Genomic DNA, 17,651 nt, shown 5'->3' on the forward strand with positions numbered 1-17,651 from the left:
GACGCTCAGGCATCACGGAGGGTAGTCGCCGCCGCCCGGCAACTGCGCCCACGCCCACAGCCAGACGATCCATACGATCTGGAGGAGGAAGAACATGACCACCACAGTGCCGCGGTAGGCCTTGGAGCGGGACAACCAGGCTGCGCCGAGCGCCAAAGGGAACAAGGGCAAGAGCATCCGGAACGTACTCGTCTGGGGGTGCAGGAAGACCAGGAGGTAGCCCATGTAGCACGCGCACCACAGCCTCAGTTCGGTGCCCAGTGCCCGGACCGGTTTGCTCAACATCAGCAGGGCAAAGAGCGCCACGAAGACAAACGGCGCCAGAATACCGAGTACCGGTCCGAAGAGCATTTGACCGGTCTCGAACCATGGCTTGAACGGAACGAGGTCAGCGCCGCGCCAAACAGTTTCGGTCTTGGTGTAGGCCAGCGGATCCCCCGTGACCGCCCACGCAATGGCCGGCCAGGCGAAAGCCCCTGCCACGCTGACGACCACGAGCGCGGCCAACCAAATGAGTTCCCGGAGCGTCAATACGGCGGCTGTTGGCACGGAGTCCGGAATTGACCCGGCGCCGGGGCGGCGTCCGAACCTCTTCCACAGGTGGTGCAGCAGCAACAGGCCCGCCATGCCCGCGAAGGGCACTCCGGTGGGCCGCGATAGGCACATGAGCAAGACCACGGGCATCGCGCCAAGATACTTGCGTCGCACCACAAGTAGAAGCGATCCCGCCAAGAGAAGGGTATTGAGGGATTCCGCATAGGGGACCTGCAGGATGGCCGAGACGGGGAACATCGAGAAGAAGGTCAGTGCCCACAGCGCAGTTGTTCGCCCGGCGAATTCGCGGAACAGTTTGTAGACCACCAGGGCCGCCCCAATCCCGGCAACCATGGCGACGACCGTCAGGGCCGGCAGAGCCGGCAGTCCAGTGAGAGCACCGAGCGCCCTGGCAAGGTAGGGGAAGAGCGGATAGAACGCCCAGGAATTCTCGGCGACACCGCCGTTCGCATCGACCGGCAAAACGGACGGATAACCGTTGTTTGCTGCTTCGGAGTACCAGCGCCCATCCCAGATCGTGATGAAGTTCCAGTAGTCCGGTGCTGGCGGAAACCACGGATTGACGCCTTGCTGCAATGCAGCAGCCATGAAAATACAAGCGCTGACGAGCCTCGAGGCGATGTAAATGAGGGCGACCTGGATCCACCACGGCCAGCTCGCGGCGTGGGCTCCGGCGCGGCTCAGTCTTCGGGCGAGGGATCCCGTCGAGGACCGCGATTCGACTGACGGGGTCACTCTTTTGGTTCTTCCTGGGTCCCCGCTGCTTCAAGGGCCAGTTTCAGCCGTTCAATTTCCCTCTCCCGCCAGGTGAGCTGATCCCTCAGCTCATCGAGGACCTCATCCACCTGGTCCATCCGGTAGCCCCGCAGCCCAAGGGCAAAGCGCACGCGGTCGACGTCGGACGCCTTGGCTCCGGCCGGTAACAGAACGGGCGGCAGGTTCGGAACGGGTTCATCCAAACCAGCGCCGGAGTCGCGGCTGGATTTCGCCATTCCGGCGCCAAGGAACAACACGGCACCGACAATGGCAATGGCGAGAAAGACCAGAAAAAAGCTCACAACAACCATCGTGCCAGACTCAGCTGAGAGCTCAGTTCCGGCAAGGCTACTCCGGGCGCTGGTCTCCGTTGGTCGAGGGTGGCCGCGGGATTCCGTGCAGGACGCGGTGAACGGCATCCGCAGGATCGTCCACAAGCTGGATGAGGTCCAGGTCTTTTGCGGAGACCATTCCTTCGGCCACGAGGGTCCCCTTGATCCATTCGATCATCGGGCTCCAGAAGTCGACCCCCAGAAGAACGATAGGGAACGATGTCACCTTGCGGGTCTGCACCAGGACCATGGCTTCGAACAGTTCGTCCAGGGTTCCCAAACCACCCGGGAGGACGATGAAGCCTTGCGCGTACTTGACGAACATGGTCTTGCGGGCGAAGAAGTACCTGAAGTTGATGCCAAGGTCCACCCAGCGGTTGAGGCCTTGTTCGAAGGGCAGCTCGATTCCCAGTCCCACGGAAACGCCGTTGCCTTCAACGGCCCCCCGGTTGGCGGCTTCCATGGATCCCGGGCCACCGCCGGTGATGACGGCAACGCCGGCTTCCGCGAGGTGGCGGCCGACCTGCACGCCCATATCGTAGTAGCCGGTGCCCGGCTTGGTCCGGGCAGAGCCAAAGACACTGACGGCGGGGCCGAGCTCGGCGAGCGCACCGAATCCTTCAACGAATTCACTCTGGATCCGCAAGACCCGCCAAGGATCGGTGTGAATGAAGTGGTCGGCTCCCCTGGTGTCGAGGAGTCGCTGGTCCGACATCGGCATGGCGGCCTGTTTGCGCCGAAGCTCCAAGGGTCCTTTGTGCTTGGCTGGCGGTTCCGCGGCTACGGCCGGAGCTGACGCTGCCGATCCGTTGCTCATCGCCTTGCCATTGGCGTCTGGACTTGGAACTTGGGGCTGGCTGGTACTCATTGACCTAGGCTAGCGCGGATGGCGGCTGCAGCCGTTCCAGCGTGGCCCTGTTGTTTGCGGTGTTGAGTTCGCTACCCACCATTTGCTGTCAGATAGCTGCAAAGCAGGTATCTGTTGAATCACGATCCGCGGAAGTAACTGTGACCTGGCTCAACTTGAATCATTTGTTCGCTAGATTCGTCTCATGACTATTCAAGCCGCCAGCGATGCCCTCGTCTCCCTGAATGGCGTCAATAAGCACTTTGGTCAACTGCATGTCCTGAAGGACATCAACCTCCAAGTGAAAAAGGGGGAAGTCGTGGTTGTCATCGGGCCGTCGGGCTCGGGCAAGTCCACCCTGTGCCGCGCCATCAACCGCTTGGAGACCATCGATACCGGCGAGATTTCGATCGATGGCAAGAAACTGCCCGAGGAAGGCAAGGAACTTGCACTCCTCCGGGCCGACGTCGGGATGGTGTTCCAGTCCTTCAACCTGTTCGCCCACAAGACGATTCTCGAAAACGTCACGCTTGGACCGATCAAGGTGAAGAAACAGGACAAAGCAACCGCTGACAAGGACGCCATGGCGTTGTTGGAGCGGGTCGGCGTCGGGCAACAGGCACCCAAGATGCCTGCACAGCTGTCCGGTGGCCAACAACAGCGTGTGGCAATTGCCCGGGCGCTCGCGATGAAGCCGAAGGTCATGCTGTTCGATGAGCCGACCTCGGCACTTGATCCTGAAATGATCAACGAGGTCCTGGATGTCATGGTCCAGCTGGCCAAGGAAGGCATGACCATGATCGTGGTCACCCACGAGATGGGATTTGCGCGCAAAGCTGCCGACCGCGTCGTCTTCATGGCTGACGGCCAGATTGTGGAAGACGCCAAGCCGGAGGAATTCTTCACCAACCCACAGAGCAACCGCGCCAAGGATTTCCTCTCAAAACTCCTGACTCACTAGCACTAATCGCACCCAGGCTGCGGGGGTGGCCGCACAATGAAAGGAAAATCATGAAGGCTTTTATCAACCGGAGGAAAACCCTCCTTGTCGCTGCAAGCGCGGCGCTCGCCCTTTCGCTGAGCGCATGTGGCGGCGGCGGGGGTTCCACTTCCGCTCCGAGCAGCGAGTCCGCACCGTTTACGGTGGCTCAAAACGTGTCCATTACGGGCAGCCCCACGTTCGACAAGATCAAGTCGAACGGAAAGATCACGATCGGCGTCAAGCAGGACCAGCCCGGCCTGGGCTTCAAGGATGCAGCGACCGGCGAGTACAGCGGTTTTGACATCCAGGTTGCCCAGTGGATCGCCGCATCCCTCGGTTTCTCCAAGGACAAGATCGAGTACAAGCCCATTCCTTCGGCCAACCGCGAATCCGCCATTACCAACGGCGACATTGACTACTACGTCGGCACATACTCCATCACGGACAAGCGCAAGCAGTTGGTCGACTTCGCCGGTCCCTACTTCGTGACGGGTCAGGGCCTGCTGGTCAAGAAGTCCAACACGACGATCAACAGCGAGAAGGACCTGTCCGGGAAGAACGTCTGTTCAGCCACGGGCTCAACGCCCATCCAGAACATCAAGGCGAACTTCCCCGGCACCAAGACCACCGAGTTCGACACGTACTCGCAGTGTGTCGAGGCCCTGAAGAGCGGCCAGGTCGATGCAGTGACCACCGACCAGGCAATCCTGATCGGCTACGCCTCCCAGGACACCGACAACCTCAAGGTCGTCGGACAGCCGTTCACCACTGAGAAGTACGGTGTGGGCTTGAAGAAGGGCGACACCGCCTTCCGCAAGTTCGTCAACAAAATGTTCACCGACGGCGGCTCCGTGTGGCAGAAGATCTACGACGCCACGCTGGGACAGTCCGGCACCAAGGTCACCCAGCCCGCAGTGGACAACTACTAAACCCATGTTGAGGGGGCGGCCATTGGCCGTCCCCTCGAATATCGGCTGAAAGCGACCATTCTGTGAATACGCTGCTGAATAATTCGGACCTTTTCATCACGGGGTTCCGGAACACCCTCATACTTTTCGGCGTTGCCGGGATCTTTGCGCTGATCCTGGGCACCATCGTGGCGACACTGCGGGTTTCTCCGATCCCAGCGATGCGCGCCGCGGCCACGTTGTATATCAACGTCGTGCGCAACACTCCGCTGACGTTGGTTCTTTTCTTCTTTGCCTTGGGCTACCCGAAGCTCGGCCTCGTGGAAATCGATTTCATGACGGCGGCAACTGTCGGTCTCAGCCTGTACACGGCTACCTATGTGGCTGAAGCCGTGCGCTCCGGCATCAATACCGTTCCTGTCGGTCAGGCCGAGGCTGCCCGCGCCATCGGCCTACCGTTTACGCAAACCCTGACGCTGGTGATCCTCCCCCAGGCTTTCCGCGCCGTCATCCCGCCCATGTTCAGTGTGTTCATTGCATTGCTCAAGAACACCACCGTGGCTGCCGGCTTCTCGGTCGCCGAAGCGGGAGCCATCCGATCGAATCTTTCCGAGCGCGGTGAGCCCGCCATGGCCGGGCTGCTCTGGGTCGCACTCATCTTCGTTCTGCTCGTTTTCATTCTTTCCTTTGTCCAGCGGAAGCTTGAAAAGAAATGGAAGGTGGCCCGATGAGTTCGGTCCTTTTCGACGCTCCGGGCCCAAAGGCCCGCGCACGCTACCGGATTCTCGGCGTCGTGACCGCTTTGGTCATTATCGCCATCGTCGGATTCATCGTCCTTCGCTTCGCCCAAAGCGGCCAGTTCGATGAGAAGAAGTGGCACTTGTTCACCTTCCCGCTGGTTCAGCAGACCATCATCCAATCGGTGGGTGCAACGCTTTCGGCGTTTGCCACAGCGGCCGTGCTCAGCCTGGTGCTGGGTGTCTTCCTGGCCTTCGGCAGGCTCTCCGACCGTAAGTGGATCAGCTTGCCCTGCTACGGGTTCACAGAACTCTTCCGTGCCATTCCCTTGCTGATCCTCATGATGATCTTCTACTACGGGCTCCCTCCGCTCGGCGTCCAGGGGATCACGCCCTTCACGGCAGTCGTTGCAGGCCTGGTGCTCTACAACGGGTCAGTGCTCGCTGAAGTCTTCCGTGCCGGCATCGAATCGCTCCCCCGCGGCCAAAGCGAGGCCGGCTATGCCATCGGATTGCCGAAGAGCGCGGTCATGACGAACATCCTGCTTCCGCAGGCGGTCCGCTCAATGCTCCCGGTGATCATCTCCCAGCTCGTGGTCATTCTCAAGGACACGGCTTTGGGCTTCATCGTGACCTACAACGAGATCCTCTTCCAAGCGAAGTACTTCGGAAGCCAGGCCCAGTACGGTTCGCCCATCATTCCTTCCGCGATCATCGCCGGCGTCCTGTACGTCGGAATGTGCCTGATTCTGGCTGGAATCGCCAAGTGGCTTGAAAGCCGGATGCGCCGCAACGTCAAAGTGGTAAAGGTAGCCAAGTCGGAGATTGTGGCAATCGAGGGCTAGGCGCAAGAACGCCGGAAACGCGGGTGTGGCCCGTGGGCTTGGTTCCGGAACCAAGCCCACGGGCCACACCCGCGTTCACGAGCAAAAGTGAGGTTGCTCGACTTAGTCAGCCAGCCACGACCGCAGCGCGCGGAGGCACTCACGGATGGCGTCGGCGTCGACGTGTTCGTTGTCTTTGTGCGCTAGAAGCGGATCGCCCGGCCCGAAGTTGACCGCGGGAACGCCCAGCTCGCTGAAGCGCGCGACGTCGGTCCAACCGTATTTGGGTTTGGGTTCGGCTCCGACGGCGGCAACGAAGGACGCAGCAGCCGGGTGGTTGAGGCCGGGCCGCGCTCCAGCGGCAGCGTCGGTGCGGACGACGTCGAAGCCCTCCAGCAGTTCGCGGACATGGGCTTCGGCCTGGTCCGGGGTCTTGTCCGGCGCGAAGCGGTAGTTGATCTCCACGACGCAGCGGTCCGGGATGACGTTGCCCGCGGTACCGCCGTTGATCTTCACGGCATTCAGGCTTTCCCGGTAGTCCAACCCGTCCACGTTGACTGTGCGCGGTTCGTAGGCTGCCAAGCGGCCCAGGATGGGGGCGGCGGCGTGGATGGCGTTGCTGCCCATCCAGGCCCGGGCGGAATGCGCCGCTTCACCGGTGGTGGTGGCCTCGAAGCGGCTAGTGCCGTTGCAACCGCCTTCCACCGTGCCGTCAGTCGGTTCGAGCAGGATCGCGAAGTCCCCCTCCAGGAGATGGCCATGGTTACGGACCAATCGGCCAAGGCCGCTCTTGACCGCTTCAACTTCCTCATGGTCGTAGAAGACGAACGTGACGTCTTTGCCCGGCTCGGCGCCGCCGTCGAACATTGTCGCGGCGAGCGCAAGCTGGACCGCGACCCCGCCCTTCATGTCCGTGGCTCCGCGTCCGTAGAGGTTTCCCGTCCCGGGGACGCCGGACTCCCATGTGGACGGCACGGTGCCGAGTGAACCTTCCACAGTGGGCAACGGCACGGTATCGAGGTGGCCGGCCAGGATCACCCGCTCCGGGCGTCCCAGCTCGGTGCGGGCAATGATGGCGTCGCCGTCCCGCACAAGCTGCAGGCCCGGGATGGTGCGGAGGGCGGATTCAACGGCGTCTGCAAGCGCGGCTTCGTTGCCGGACACGCTGTTGATGTCCATCAGCGCGGCGGTCAGCAGCGCAACGTCTTGCCTGATGTCAAGAAGGACTGGAGTAGTTTCAACGGTCACCTCTCCACTGTATCCCGAGCGAATTGCGACCCCTTCGGTACACACACGGTTTCAAGGGAAGCAGTGGCTCTCGATAGACTTGCGCCATGACTGAAACCGCTGCCTCTGCCGCTCTCGATAGCGCTTCTGACAACGATCGCTCCGCCTATGGCTTTGGCCTGGCCACCATCGCCACCTCCGACTCCGGCGAAGCGACAGTGCTGGACGTATGGTTTCCGGCGCCGGCGCTGGGCGAAGCGGCCGCATCCCTGCGGGCCGTGGAGCACGCCGACGAGTCGCTGACCGCTCTCGCGGCTGAAAGCCACGACGCCGACCGCCGGACCGAACAGAAGGTGGTCTTTGCCCAGATCAACCTGGACGAAGCCCCCGCGGACACCGTCGACGCCTACCTGCGTCTCCACTTGCTCTCGCACCGGCTGGTCAAGCCCAACAGCATCAACCTTGACGGCATCTTCGGCAAGCTCCCCAACGTTGTGTGGACAAACTTCGGCCCCGCCGCAGTGGACGGCTTCGAATTGACCCGTGCCCGCCTGCGCAAGCGCGGCGCCGTCACGGTCTACGGAGTGGACAAGTTCCCGCGCATGGTGGACTACGTCGTACCCACCGGCGTCAGGATCGCCGACGCCGACCGGGTCCGCTTGGGCGCATACCTCTCCGAAGGCACCACGGTCATGCACGAGGGCTTCGTGAACTTCAACGCCGGCACGCTCGGCACGTCCATGGTGGAAGGCCGCATCTCGGCGGGCGTCGTTGCCGGTGACGGCACCGACGTCGGTGGAGGCGCGTCCATCATGGGCACCCTCTCCGGTGGCGGCAAGGAAAAGATCGCCCTGGGTGAGCGAGTGCTCCTGGGCGCCAACTCGGGCGTCGGCATTAGCATCGGCGACGACTCCGTGGTTGAAGCAGGCCTCTATGTCACGGCTGGAACCCGCGTGCGCATCCCGGGCCCGAAGGACGACAACGGCGAGGACACCAGCAGCATCATCAAGGCTGTTGAGCTCTCCGGCGTGCCGAACCTGCTGTTCCGCCGCAACTCCACCACAGGTGAAGTCGAGGTCCTCCCCCGCAAGGGCCAGACGGTGGAACTCAACGAAGCCCTTCACGCCAACTAGCTGGTACCTGGATGCGCCGTCTCCGACGCACCATCATTTTGTTGCTGGCGCTTGCCTTGGTGGCGGGCGCAATCTACGCCGTGGTGACTGTACTGCAGCGCTCCGAAACCTTGGTTACGGAGCGCTGCGTCGCCGTCGTCGGCTCCGACTCCTACGAGCTGGCGACGGACCAGGCGGCGAATGCCGCCCTCATCACCGCCATTGCTGTGCAGCGGGGGCTGCCTCCGCGCGCGGCCACGATCGCTGTGGCCACCGCCATGCAGGAATCCAAGCTTCGCAATATCGGCCACGGTGACGAAGTCGGCCCCGATTCGAGGGGACTGTTCCAGCAGCGCCCCTCCCAGGGCTGGGGCACCGAAGCCGAGGTCATGGATCCCGTCTACGCGACAAACGCCTTCTATGACCACCTGGTGAAAATACCCGGCTACGAAACCATGGCGATCACTGATGCGGCGCAAGCGGTCCAGCATTCCGCATACCCGCAGGCATACGCGCAGCAGGAACCCATGGGCCGGGCGTATGCGTCGGCGCTGACGGGACATTCCGAACGGGCACTCGACTGCACGCTCCGGGCCTCGGACACTGCCGGTGACCCGAACGCCGTTGTAGCGGCCATGACGACGGCGTTCGGGTCCCTGCCCGCCGTGGCACAGGGACGCGCGGTCCAGTTGAACACGACGGGTGCGCAGGCGTGGGCTGTCGCCCAGTGGGCCGTGGCGAATGCCAAGGACCTCTCCGTGACGCAGGTCGACGTGGCCGGCGCCACCTGGAACCGGCAGGACCACAAGGGCTGGCAGGATTCAGCAGCAGCATCGGGAACCGTGACCATTACCGTTTCGGCTCCGAAGACGTAGTACTTGGCCAGGGTTCAGGCGTGCGGCGTCAGCATGCGGGCCGCATACCGCGCGCGTCAGACCAGTAGTTCAACCACCGGCTGGACGTAGCTGCGGAATATCTCCGGCTCGGACAGGAGCCTGTGGCTCATGATCATCTTGTCCGGCTCAAGGTACCAGGCCCGTGGTTCGTTGAGGGGTAGTTCGATGATGGTCAGCTCAAAGTCCCGGGAGCTCCGTCCGACTTCGAGCAGCCGGTCCTCCACCATGTCCCCCAGGAGCAACGTGGCGCCGCTCGCTTCGCGTTCAGCTTCCAGCTTTTCGTACTCTTCGAGGCGTTCACGGGCCCACGTCAGGGCGGCCCCGAAGTGGGCCTGCAGAACCCGCCGGAGGGCAGGCGAGTTGCCGAAGGCATTGAATCCCGGGGGTGAAAGCTCCGGAGCGGCATCCGGATACGCCCTCAACAGCTGCTCCCACCATGCCTCCCACTCTGTCTTGAGGGCCGGCACTCCGCCTACCTCAGCGGTGAGGTGGGTGTGGTCCGCGTGTCTGACTTTGGGTGTGGCGTGGGACAACGTCGGCGTACCGGCTCCGTCCAATCCAGCAACGTCTCTCAGATACAAGGCAATGAGCATCGGTCCGGAGGTGTCCATTGTGATGCGCCACCCCTGACCGCCTGTGTCATGCATCCGATTGCCTCCCTTGGCAGGTGCCCACTCAGAGTTCCAGTCTATTCCCGATGAGCCGTGACGTTAACGGTTGGACGGGAGTGCAATAAGGCTGTCCAGATGCGCGGTGAGAACGTCGCGGCAGACTTCGGCTGTCATCCACTCAGGCTGCAGCAGGGCATGCATGCACAGTCCGTCGAGGGTCGCCAGGAGGCGCTCGGCCTCGGTCACCAGACGCTCCTGGCCGGATCCGCCGTCGGGCATCAGCCGCATCACCAAGCGGCCGACGACGGCGGCCACGGCTCGGTGGCTGCGAGCGGCTTCTTGTTCGAGCACCGGCCGGATCCGGGCGGCGTGCCGGAATGCCATCCACACGCAGGCGTCGACGGCCAGTTCCTCGTCGAGCGGCAGGAATTGACCCAGCAGGGTTAACACGGCGGCGTCGTGTTCCGCCGAGCCCGGCACCAACGATTCGACGACGGCGAACGCTTCCTCAAGCCGCCCGGCGATCCTGTCGATGACCACCGCAAAGGAATGGACGAGCAGTTCGTCGCTGCTGGCAAAGTAGTGGCGGACCGAGCCAACGGCGAGCGCGGCTTCGTCGGCCACCTCCCGCAAAGAGGCGCGTTCCAGGCCATCCGAGGCGATGATCCTGAAGACGGCTTCAACTACTTCCTGGCGCCGGGCTTCGGCATCAACAATCTTGGGCACAAGTCTTTTTAGCACAAACGTGCTTGAACCGTTCCGTCCGGCGCACGGGAACCACGGGACTGTGGCGTACGCAACACTGAGCGGGCAGGGACCAAGTTCGGATAGCGTTGCTTGCATGAGAATTCTTGTCACGGGTGGCACCGGCTACATCGGATCGCACACCGTCCTGTCCTTGTTGGAAACCGGACACGAAGTGGTCGTGGTGGACAACCTTGTGAATTCAAGCGAAGAATCCCTGCGCCGCGTTGGTGAATTGGCGGGAAAGACCGCAGCGTTCCATCAGGTGGACCTGGTGGACGAGGCTGCGCTTGAGGCCGTGTTCGACCAGCACAGCATCGACGCCGTCATCCATTTCGCCGGGCTCAAGGCGGTTGGGGAATCCGTCCAGGAACCCCTGAACTACTACTACAACAACATCGTGGGCACGTTGAACCTGCTGCGCGCCATGGACAAGCACGGAGTCCGTTCGATCGTTTTCAGCTCCTCCGCAACGGTATACGGCGAGCACAACCCCATCCCATACATCGAGAAGATGGAGATCGGGGCGAACAACCCCTACGGCCGCACCAAGGAACAGATCGAAGACATCCTCACGGACCTCGGGGCCGCGGACGAGCGCTGGCACATCGCCTTGTTGCGCTACTTCAACCCGGTGGGAGCACACCCCTCCGGCAGGATCGGCGAGGACCCACAGGGCATCCCGAACAACCTGGTTCCGTACATCGCCCAGGTTGCCGTTGGCCGCCGCGAAAAGCTCATGGTCTTCGGTGGAGACTACGACACCCCGGACGGCACCTGCCTGCGGGACTACATCCACGTCGTCGACCTCGCGGATGGGCACGTCGCCGCCCTGGACTACGTTGCCGAGCGCCCCGGCGTGCACCGCTGGAACCTTGGCTCCGGAAAGGGCACGTCCGTGCTGGAGATGCTCCACGCCTTCGAACAAGCCGTGGGCCACCCGCTGCCGTACGAGATCACGGGACGCCGCGCTGGAGACCTGCCCGCGTTCTGGGCCGATGCCTCCTCCGCCCTGGCTGACCTGAGCTGGTCCACCACGAAGACCGTGGACCAGATGTGTGAAGACCACTGGCGCTGGCAGAAAAACAACCCGCTCGGCTATAGCTCTTAAAGCAACGCGGGGTCACTTACGGCCCATGATGTCCCTTGGGACGGACCGTAAGTGACCCCGCGTTGGGTTAGACCGCTGGGTAGTCGCGTTCCGGCTCTCCTGTGTAGAGCTGCCGCGGACGGCCGATCTTCGTCTGGGGATCGTTGATCATTTCGCGCCACTGGGCGATCCAGCCGGGGAGCCGGCCGATCGCGAACAGCACGGTGAACATCTTCTCGGGGAAGCCCATGGCCTTGTAGATCAGACCGGTGTAGAAGTCGACGTTCGGGTAGAGCTTGCGCTGGATGAAGTAGTCGTCAGCCAGGGCCTTCTCTTCGAGGCGCATCGCGATGTCCAGCAGCTCGTCATTGCCGCCGAGCTTGCCCAGGATCTCGTGTGCCGTCGCCTTGATGATCTTCGCGCGGGGGTCGTAGTTCTTGTAGACCCGGTGCCCGAAGCCCATGAGGCGGACGCCGTCCTCCTTGTTCTTGACCTTTTCCATGTATTCCTCGGGCTTGATACCGTCGGACTGGATCTGGCGCAGCATCTTCAGCACGGCTTCGTTTGCGCCACCGTGGGCGGGACCGAAGAGGGCGTTGATGCCGGCGGAAACGGAAGCGAACAGGTTCGCGTTCGAGGAGCCCACAAGGCGGACGGTCGACGTCGAGCAGTTCTGCTCGTGGTCGGCGTGCAGGATGAGTAGGAGGTCCAGCGCCTTGACGACGACGGGGTCCAGCTCGTACTGCTCCGCCGGCAGTCCGAAGCTCAGGCGCAGGAAGTTCTCCACGAGGTTCATCGAGTTGTCCGGGTACAGCATGGGCTGGCCGATGGACTTCTTGTGGGCGTACGCCGCGATGACCGGCAGCTTCGCCATGAGGCGGATAGTGGAAACTTCCACATGCTCGGGGTTGAACGGGTCCAAGGAGTCCTGGTAGAACGTGGACAGCGCGGAGACGGCCGAGGAAAGCACCGGCATCGGGTGCGCGTCACGCGGAAAACCGCCGAAGAAGCCCTTGAGCTCTTCGTGGAGCAACGTGTGGTGGCGGATCCGCTGGTCAAACGCGTCCAGCTCGGTGGGGGTGGGGAGGTTGCCGTAGATCAGCAGGTAGGAAACTTCAAGGAAGCTTGAGTGCTGGGCAAGCTGCTCGATCGGGTAGCCGCGGTACCGCAGGATACCGGCGTCGCCATCGATGTAAGTGATCGCCGATGTGGTGGCGGCGGTGTTCATGAAGCCGGGGTCATAGGCGACGGCGCCCGTCTGCTTCAGCAGCTTGGAAACGTCGTATCCTTCGTTCCCTTCTACAACCTTGATCCGCGGGAGCTCGAGCTCTCCGCCGGCATGGCGCAGGGTAGCGCTGGTGGTCTCAGTCATGGAGTCCCCTTCATGAGGCTCTTGGCCTCGGTCGAAAGCTTGATCCAACCAACATCTGGTGACTCCAGCCAGGAGTCTGCAGGTGCAGACACCATTGGCCGAACTGCCTTCGTGGAGAAAGCCACCATTGATAGTCAGTTAAAAGCTACCGCCAGTAAGCGGGACAAACTAATCCACAAGCTACGGTTACTGGCGGAATGACGCACCCTGTGCGGCAAGTCACAGGATTGTTACCGAGCGGTGTTCAAGCGCTCCACGGCCGCATCGATGCGTTCGTCCGTGCCCGTGAGCGCCACCCGGATGAAACCATTGCCGGCGTCTCCGTAGAACACTCCAGGCCCGACGACGATCCCCAGGTCAGCGAAACGCTGGACCGTGTCCCACGTCGCCTCCCCTGCGGTGGACCACAAGTACAGGCCTGCTTTGGACTCCTGGATCTCCAGGCCGAAGTTCTGCAGTGCCGGCAGGAGGCGCTCACGGCGGCCGCGGTAGAGATCCTTTTGGGCGAGCACATGGCCGGCATCGCCGAGAGCGACGCGCATGGCCTCCTGGACCGGGTAGGGCACGATCATGCCGGCGTGCTTGCGGCTGTTGACCAGATTCGCCACGATCGACGAGTCACCGGCCACGAAGGCGGCACGGTAGCCGGCGAGGTTCGACTGCTTACTGAGGGAGTAGACGCACAACAAGCCATGCGTGGACCCTCCCGTGACACGCGGGTCAAGGACGCTCGGCACTGGCTCGCCGCCACCCTGGGCATCCCATTCGCCCCAGCCGAGTTCGGCGTAGCATTCGTCCGACGCCACGACTGCGCCGATCTCGCGCGCCTGGGCCACTATCTGCCTGAGGGACTCGACGTCACGGACGCTGCCCGTGGGGTTGCCCGGCGAATTGATCCAGATGAGCCGGACCCTGGAGCGGGTGGCCGAGTCCAGTTCGTCCAGGCTGTCCGCGGCGATAGCAGTTGCCCCGGCGAGCATGGCACCGATGTCGTAGGTCGGGTAAGCCACAGTGGGGCGGACCACGACGTCGCCGGCGCTGAGTCCCAGCAGGAACGGCAACCAGGCCACTAGTTCCTTCGAGCCGACCGTCGGCATGACATCCCTCGGATCGATTCCCGGGACCCCGCGACGGGTGGCGAACCAGTTCGATACGGCCTCACGAAGAGCTTCCGTGCCGTGGACCGTTGGGTAACCGTGGGCGTCCGCTGCCCCCGCGAGCGCCTCACGGATCAGCTGCGGCGTAGGATCCACAGGGGTGCCAATAGAGAGGTTGACTGCCCCGCCCGAGTGCTCCGAAGCCTTGGCCACGTACGGCGCCATAGCTTCCCACGGGTAGTCAGGCAGGTTGAGGCCGAAAGCGGGGGCCGCAGAAATCAAAGGAAGCAACCGTTCTTAGTGGTCTTGGTTCTGTGGAGGCAGCGCGGCGATGAACGGGTGGTCCTTGCCGGTGTTGCCGATCTTGGCAGCTCCGCCCGGGGAACCAAGGTCGTCGAAGAACTCGACGTTGGCCTTGTAGTAGTCGGCCCATTCCTCCGGGGTGTCGTCCTCGTAGTAGATCGCTTCCACCGGGCACACGGGTTCGCAGGCACCGCAGTCCACGCACTCATCCGGGTGGATATAGAGGGAACGTTCGCCTTCGTAGATGCAGTCAACAGGGCATTCTTCAATACATGCCTTGTCCTTGACGTCCACACACGGCTGCGCGATTACGTAGGTCACGTCCCTTGCCTCTCCACAGTTGTCCCGGACAATTTCCGGGTAGTACCACCGGCCCTGTGGCCGGTACATCGAATTCTGAGCCTATTATCCACCAGCCGGAACTCAGCAACCTAGCCGGGCGTCTTACTATGAACTGGTGAACCTGCCCCGGCCCCAGGATTTCCTGCTTCATACCGTATCCGGAACACGGGTAGTTGTCCGATACCGCCTGGACAACGGCCTCACCGATGCCCTCGGCTACCTGCTCTCCGTCACCGAGGGTGCGTGCACCATCCGTACCCGACAGTCCGACGTCGAGATCCCGCTGGCCCTTGTAGTGGCGGCAAAGGAGGTCCCCCCTCCGCCGCCGCGCCGTGGTGCTCGCATATCGCGGGAGTAGACCCGCGCTCACCGGCGGCCCCCACAGGACATGCCCCCTGCTCACTCGAACCACTGGACATAATGCCAATATGCCCATTCCTGGCTTTCAGGGCAGAGCATGTCCCTAGGCAGCGCAGGCCCTTGAGAGGGACATGTCCGTTCCTGAGGAGCAGCGATGGGCATGTCCCTTTTGAGCGATGGACATGCCCCTCCTGGCACGGGTGAAAGTTGGCCTACGCCGAGCTCACGCGGCTCGGTCGAGAGACCTCAGAGTGTCCCGGACCATCGCCACAAATTCCCGAGGCCTGTTCTTCACCATGGAATAGCTCACAACCAAGGTGGGGACACCCAACCTGGTGGTGACATTCCACCGACGGCGGTCCTCTTCGAAACTCGGCTTGTCCATGTGGAATCCTGCTCCGTCGGTTTCAATCCCAAGTCTTCCGTCCACCATCAGGTCCAGATGCCCCATGCCCGGTATGTTCACTTGTGACTCAACGTGGAAGCCTGCTTCGCGCAGGAGGTACCGGGCGATGCACTCAATGATCGACTGTGACTGGGGGACGATCCGCGCCACGAGCCTCCGCTCCCGTGCATCGTTCCGCCCACCAAGCCTCATCCTGATGGCCGTGAGCGGTAGCCTGCCAAGGGCCACGGCAGATTCAGCGATGACCAAGCCATCCAGATCCGGCAGGCAACGCAGGGCCTGAATGACTGAATCCATCAAGGTGGGCGGGGCCGCGGATCTGTGGCAGATAAAACCCTCGTACTTTCGGCTGTGAGGGACCGCTACGTGGGGAAATTGCGGGGCGTCCATCACCCACAAACCGGACAGCTCGGCCGCGGAGATGCAGGCCGGTTCCGCAGGAAGGGAACGAATGGACACCAAAACGGGATCGGCACCCGGCACCGCATAGACCCCTCTGGCCACGCGGAGAATCCGCCCGCTCGCCAACGCCGACTTCAACTGGAAATGCGACACCCCGGCTGCAGCGAGATGCTTGGCCCGCGCCACGCCGTCGTACGCTGAAATGACGTCAATGATGTTCACCATACGCCCCATCCTTCCGGCGGAAGCGGGAAGTGCGGAAGCCGCAACATTCACTATGTGGAAAACATCCAGTCCACTTTTGCGGTCGAACACCGGACATGCGCCCTCATCACCGCAGGGCATGCGCCACGTGGGGACCAAGGAATGCGCATGTTGCCATTATGTCCAGTGCTGCGGGCCAGGGCGGGGCATGTCCAGGGAGGGTCAGGCGCCATGCACCTCGTCCGGCAGCCTGCGCATTCCCCACAGCGGAGAGAACACAACAGGCGCAACAAAAACAATGCTTCCGCCCAAGCCGATCCAGAGTGTCGGGACGAGGCCAAAGTTCTCGGCCAGGAGACCCGAGGCAAGGGCTGCGATCGGCATGACTCCCCACACCACGAAGCGAATGGACGCATTCATGCGCCCCAGGAGCCGGGGAGGACACACCCGCTGCCTCATGCTCAACTGCATGATGTTGTACACCAGGACTCCGAAAGCGAACCCGAATTCGGAGACGATGAGCATCACGAGGGACATCCATCGTTCCGGGGCGAGCACGCACAGTGGAACCAGGAGAAGGAACGCCGAACTGATCATCGACGCCACGGGAATAACGGTCCCCTCGCCGATCCAGGCCGCGAACCTGGGCGCGGCAAGCGCCCCGATCAGTCCACCGACCGCACCGACCGCCATGATGAGACCCATGCCCTCCGGACCGAGTTCCAGCTCACGAAGGACCAACACCGGCATCAAGGTGAACGCGATCGTGGTGAAGAAGTTGACGCCGCCCGTGCAGGCCACAATCCTGCTGATCAACGGATGCCTGACCACAAAAACCAGGCCTTCCTTGATTTCGCTTGCCAGCGGCCGCCGATCCTTCGTGGGCACGGGCCGTTCCGCATCGCGTGTCCTGAGCAGGAAAATGGCCGACAGCAGATACCCGATCGCCTCCCCGACGAAAAGCACCGGGGCCGACACAACAGTGAGCAGCCCACCGCCCGCGGCAGGACCCCCGATCCGCGCGATCTGGGAGGTGGCTTCCAGCTTGGAGTTGGCCTGCGGCACTTTCGGCGCATCCACGAGAACAGGCACGTAGCTCTGATAGGAAACGTCGAAGAAGACCGTTGCGGCCCCGACGACGGCGGACACGGCGTACAGGTGCCAGATCTGCAGGATGCCGGACCACCACAGGATTGGTACGGTTGCCATCGCCGCGGTCCGGACCAGGTCCGCCACAATCATGGTGCGGCGCTTGAGCCAGCGGTCAACCCACGCTCCCGCCGGCAAACCGATCAGCAGGAAGGCAGCAAGGCCCGCGGCATTGAGTGCCCCGACTTCGAACTCGCTGGCGCCCAGCAAAGTCACCGCGAGGACGGGAAACGCCAATTGCCCAAGTTGCGCCCCGAGCTGGCTGACGGCCTGGCCCGACCAGAAGGTGATGAAGTTCCGGTCCCGCCAAAGCGATACAGGATGCTGGGCTGCGTCAGTTCGCAGAGCATTGTCAGTGGTCCCGGCATTCACCCGCCCAGTTTCCTTCAGTGATT

General features: G+C 62.7%; 19 protein-coding genes. 8 read left to right on the top strand and 11 right to left on the bottom strand.

From position 1 onward, the window contains the following. Nucleotides 1-12 precede the first annotated feature (12 nt). The 3 genes from LFT47_RS15225 to LFT47_RS15235 are packed head-to-tail and all read right to left on the bottom strand — an operon-like array spanning nt 13 to nt 2,460. Complete coding sequence (locus LFT47_RS15225) at nt 13-1,290, bottom strand: hypothetical protein (RefSeq protein ID WP_442863403.1); 1,278 nt, start codon at nt 1,288-1,290, stop codon at nt 13-15. Beyond that, entirely contained in the window at nt 1,287-1,622 is a 336-nt protein-coding gene (locus LFT47_RS15230; RefSeq protein WP_236812042.1) for a DivIVA domain-containing protein, read from the bottom strand. Before LFT47_RS15230 ends, LFT47_RS15225 begins: the two co-directional genes overlap by 4 nt. 37 nt (nt 1,623-1,659) lie before the next feature. Then, entirely contained in the window at nt 1,660-2,460 is an 801-nt protein-coding gene (locus LFT47_RS15235; RefSeq protein WP_059387487.1) for a TIGR00730 family Rossman fold protein, read from the bottom strand. Nucleotides 2,461-2,695: 235 nt separating this feature from the next. Between LFT47_RS15235 and LFT47_RS15240 the strand changes: the two genes are divergently transcribed. The 4 genes from LFT47_RS15240 to LFT47_RS15255 all read left to right on the top strand — a co-directional run bounded on the left by LFT47_RS15240 (nt 2,696) and on the right by LFT47_RS15255 (nt 5,962). Next, entirely contained in the window at nt 2,696-3,451 is a 756-nt protein-coding gene (locus LFT47_RS15240; RefSeq protein ID WP_059387486.1) for an amino acid ABC transporter ATP-binding protein, read from the top strand. A gap of 50 nt (nt 3,452-3,501) precedes the next feature. Further along, nucleotides 3,502-4,401, top strand: coding sequence for a glutamate ABC transporter substrate-binding protein (locus tag LFT47_RS15245; protein ID WP_236812043.1), 900 nt, complete (start codon nt 3,502-3,504; stop codon nt 4,399-4,401). 62 nt (nt 4,402-4,463) lie between these two features. Continuing rightward, entirely contained in the window at nt 4,464-5,111 is a 648-nt protein-coding gene (locus LFT47_RS15250; protein WP_236812044.1) for an amino acid ABC transporter permease, read from the top strand. After that, nucleotides 5,108-5,962 carry an amino acid ABC transporter permease gene (locus LFT47_RS15255; protein ID WP_236812045.1) on the top strand — a complete coding sequence of 285 codons (855 nt, stop codon included), beginning with the start codon at nt 5,108-5,110 and terminating at the stop codon, nt 5,960-5,962. Before LFT47_RS15250 ends, LFT47_RS15255 begins: the two co-directional genes overlap by 4 nt. A 102-nt stretch (nt 5,963-6,064) precedes the next feature. Here LFT47_RS15255 and dapE read toward each other — a convergent pair whose 3' ends face one another. Further along, the gene (gene dapE, locus LFT47_RS15260; RefSeq protein WP_236812046.1) at nt 6,065-7,189 is read right to left on the bottom strand and encodes a succinyl-diaminopimelate desuccinylase; all 1,125 of its coding nucleotides are present in this window, start codon (nt 7,187-7,189) and stop codon (nt 6,065-6,067) included. A gap of 86 nt (nt 7,190-7,275) precedes the next feature. On the opposite strand from dapE, the gene dapD reads away from it, so the two are divergent. Beyond that, nucleotides 7,276-8,301, top strand: a complete 1,026-nt coding sequence (dapD, locus tag LFT47_RS15265; protein WP_236812047.1) for a 2,3,4,5-tetrahydropyridine-2,6-dicarboxylate N-succinyltransferase — start codon at nt 7,276-7,278, stop codon at nt 8,299-8,301. A gap of 11 nt (nt 8,302-8,312) precedes the next feature. Further along, nucleotides 8,313-9,155 (top strand): hypothetical protein, encoded by an 843-nt coding sequence (locus LFT47_RS15270; RefSeq protein ID WP_236812048.1) that lies wholly within the window; start codon nt 8,313-8,315, stop codon nt 9,153-9,155. Nucleotides 9,156-9,211: 56 nt separating this feature from the next. Here the strand turns inward: LFT47_RS15270 and LFT47_RS15275 are convergent, their stop codons facing one another. Continuing rightward, the gene (locus LFT47_RS15275) at nt 9,212-9,823 is read right to left on the bottom strand and encodes a hypothetical protein (RefSeq protein ID WP_234748340.1); all 612 of its coding nucleotides are present in this window, start codon (nt 9,821-9,823) and stop codon (nt 9,212-9,214) included. Between the two features lie 63 nt (nt 9,824-9,886). After that, nucleotides 9,887-10,513 carry a TetR/AcrR family transcriptional regulator gene (locus tag LFT47_RS15280; protein ID WP_236812049.1) on the bottom strand — a complete coding sequence of 209 codons (627 nt, stop codon included), beginning with the start codon at nt 10,511-10,513 and terminating at the stop codon, nt 9,887-9,889. Nucleotides 10,514-10,628: 115 nt separating this feature from the next. On the opposite strand from LFT47_RS15280, the gene galE reads away from it, so the two are divergent. Next, complete coding sequence (gene galE, locus LFT47_RS15285) at nt 10,629-11,642, top strand: UDP-glucose 4-epimerase GalE (protein WP_236812050.1); 1,014 nt, start codon at nt 10,629-10,631, stop codon at nt 11,640-11,642. Between the two features lie 67 nt (nt 11,643-11,709). Here the strand turns inward: galE and LFT47_RS15290 are convergent, their stop codons facing one another. From LFT47_RS15290 to fdxA, 3 genes are all read right to left on the bottom strand, one after another. Continuing rightward, complete coding sequence (locus LFT47_RS15290; RefSeq protein ID WP_236812051.1) at nt 11,710-12,993, bottom strand: citrate synthase; 1,284 nt, start codon at nt 12,991-12,993, stop codon at nt 11,710-11,712. 230 nt (nt 12,994-13,223) lie between these two features. Further along, nucleotides 13,224-14,372, bottom strand: a complete 1,149-nt coding sequence (dapC, locus tag LFT47_RS15295) for a succinyldiaminopimelate transaminase (protein WP_272909628.1) — start codon at nt 14,370-14,372, stop codon at nt 13,224-13,226. A 15-nt stretch (nt 14,373-14,387) separates the two neighbouring features. Then, on the bottom strand, nt 14,388-14,714 hold the full coding sequence (gene fdxA, locus LFT47_RS15300; RefSeq protein WP_018776555.1) for a ferredoxin: 327 nt from the start codon (nt 14,712-14,714) through the stop codon (nt 14,388-14,390). 136 nt (nt 14,715-14,850) lie between these two features. Here fdxA and LFT47_RS15305 point away from each other — a divergent pair, with 136 nt between their 5' ends. Next, a complete protein-coding gene (locus LFT47_RS15305; RefSeq protein WP_336885415.1) occupies nt 14,851-15,093 on the top strand; it encodes a putative acetyltransferase in 243 nt (80 codons plus the stop codon). 225 nt (nt 15,094-15,318) lie between these two features. Here LFT47_RS15305 and LFT47_RS15310 read toward each other — a convergent pair whose 3' ends face one another. Continuing rightward, the gene (locus LFT47_RS15310; RefSeq protein WP_236812053.1) at nt 15,319-16,128 is read right to left on the bottom strand and encodes a type IV toxin-antitoxin system AbiEi family antitoxin domain-containing protein; all 810 of its coding nucleotides are present in this window, start codon (nt 16,126-16,128) and stop codon (nt 15,319-15,321) included. Nucleotides 16,129-16,329: 201 nt separating this feature from the next. Beyond that, nucleotides 16,330-17,628, bottom strand: coding sequence for an MFS transporter (locus tag LFT47_RS15315; protein WP_236812055.1), 1,299 nt, complete (start codon nt 17,626-17,628; stop codon nt 16,330-16,332). Between the last annotated feature and the right edge of the window lie 23 nt (nt 17,629-17,651).

This window comes from Arthrobacter sp. FW306-2-2C-D06B, from assembly GCF_021789175.1.
In the GTDB taxonomy this organism is placed as follows: Bacteria; Actinomycetota; Actinomycetes; order Actinomycetales; family Micrococcaceae; genus Arthrobacter.

Excerpts from the sequence above, each read along its gene's own strand:
- LFT47_RS15235 (WP_059387487.1), bottom strand. The coding sequence starts at position 2,460 with ATGAGCAACGGATCGGCAGCGTCAGCTCCGGCCGTAGCCGCGGAACCG.
- LFT47_RS15255 (WP_236812045.1), top strand. The coding sequence starts at position 5,108 with ATGAGTTCGGTCCTTTTCGACGCTCCGGGCCCAAAGGCCCGCGCACGC.
- LFT47_RS15245 (WP_236812043.1), top strand. The coding sequence starts at position 3,502 with ATGAAGGCTTTTATCAACCGGAGGAAAACCCTCCTTGTCGCTGCAAGC.
- LFT47_RS15275 (WP_234748340.1), bottom strand. The coding sequence starts at position 9,823 with ATGCATGACACAGGCGGTCAGGGGTGGCGCATCACAATGGACACCTCC.
- galE (WP_236812050.1), top strand. The coding sequence starts at position 10,629 with ATGAGAATTCTTGTCACGGGTGGCACCGGCTACATCGGATCGCACACC.
- LFT47_RS15230 (WP_236812042.1), bottom strand. The coding sequence starts at position 1,622 with ATGGTTGTTGTGAGCTTTTTTCTGGTCTTTCTCGCCATTGCCATTGTC.
- LFT47_RS15270 (WP_236812048.1), top strand. The coding sequence starts at position 8,313 with ATGCGCCGTCTCCGACGCACCATCATTTTGTTGCTGGCGCTTGCCTTG.
- LFT47_RS15310 (WP_236812053.1), bottom strand. The coding sequence starts at position 16,128 with ATGGTGAACATCATTGACGTCATTTCAGCGTACGACGGCGTGGCGCGG.
- LFT47_RS15240 (WP_059387486.1), top strand. The coding sequence starts at position 2,696 with ATGACTATTCAAGCCGCCAGCGATGCCCTCGTCTCCCTGAATGGCGTC.
- LFT47_RS15290 (WP_236812051.1), bottom strand. The coding sequence starts at position 12,993 with ATGACTGAGACCACCAGCGCTACCCTGCGCCATGCCGGCGGAGAGCTC.
- dapD (WP_236812047.1), top strand. The coding sequence starts at position 7,276 with ATGACTGAAACCGCTGCCTCTGCCGCTCTCGATAGCGCTTCTGACAAC.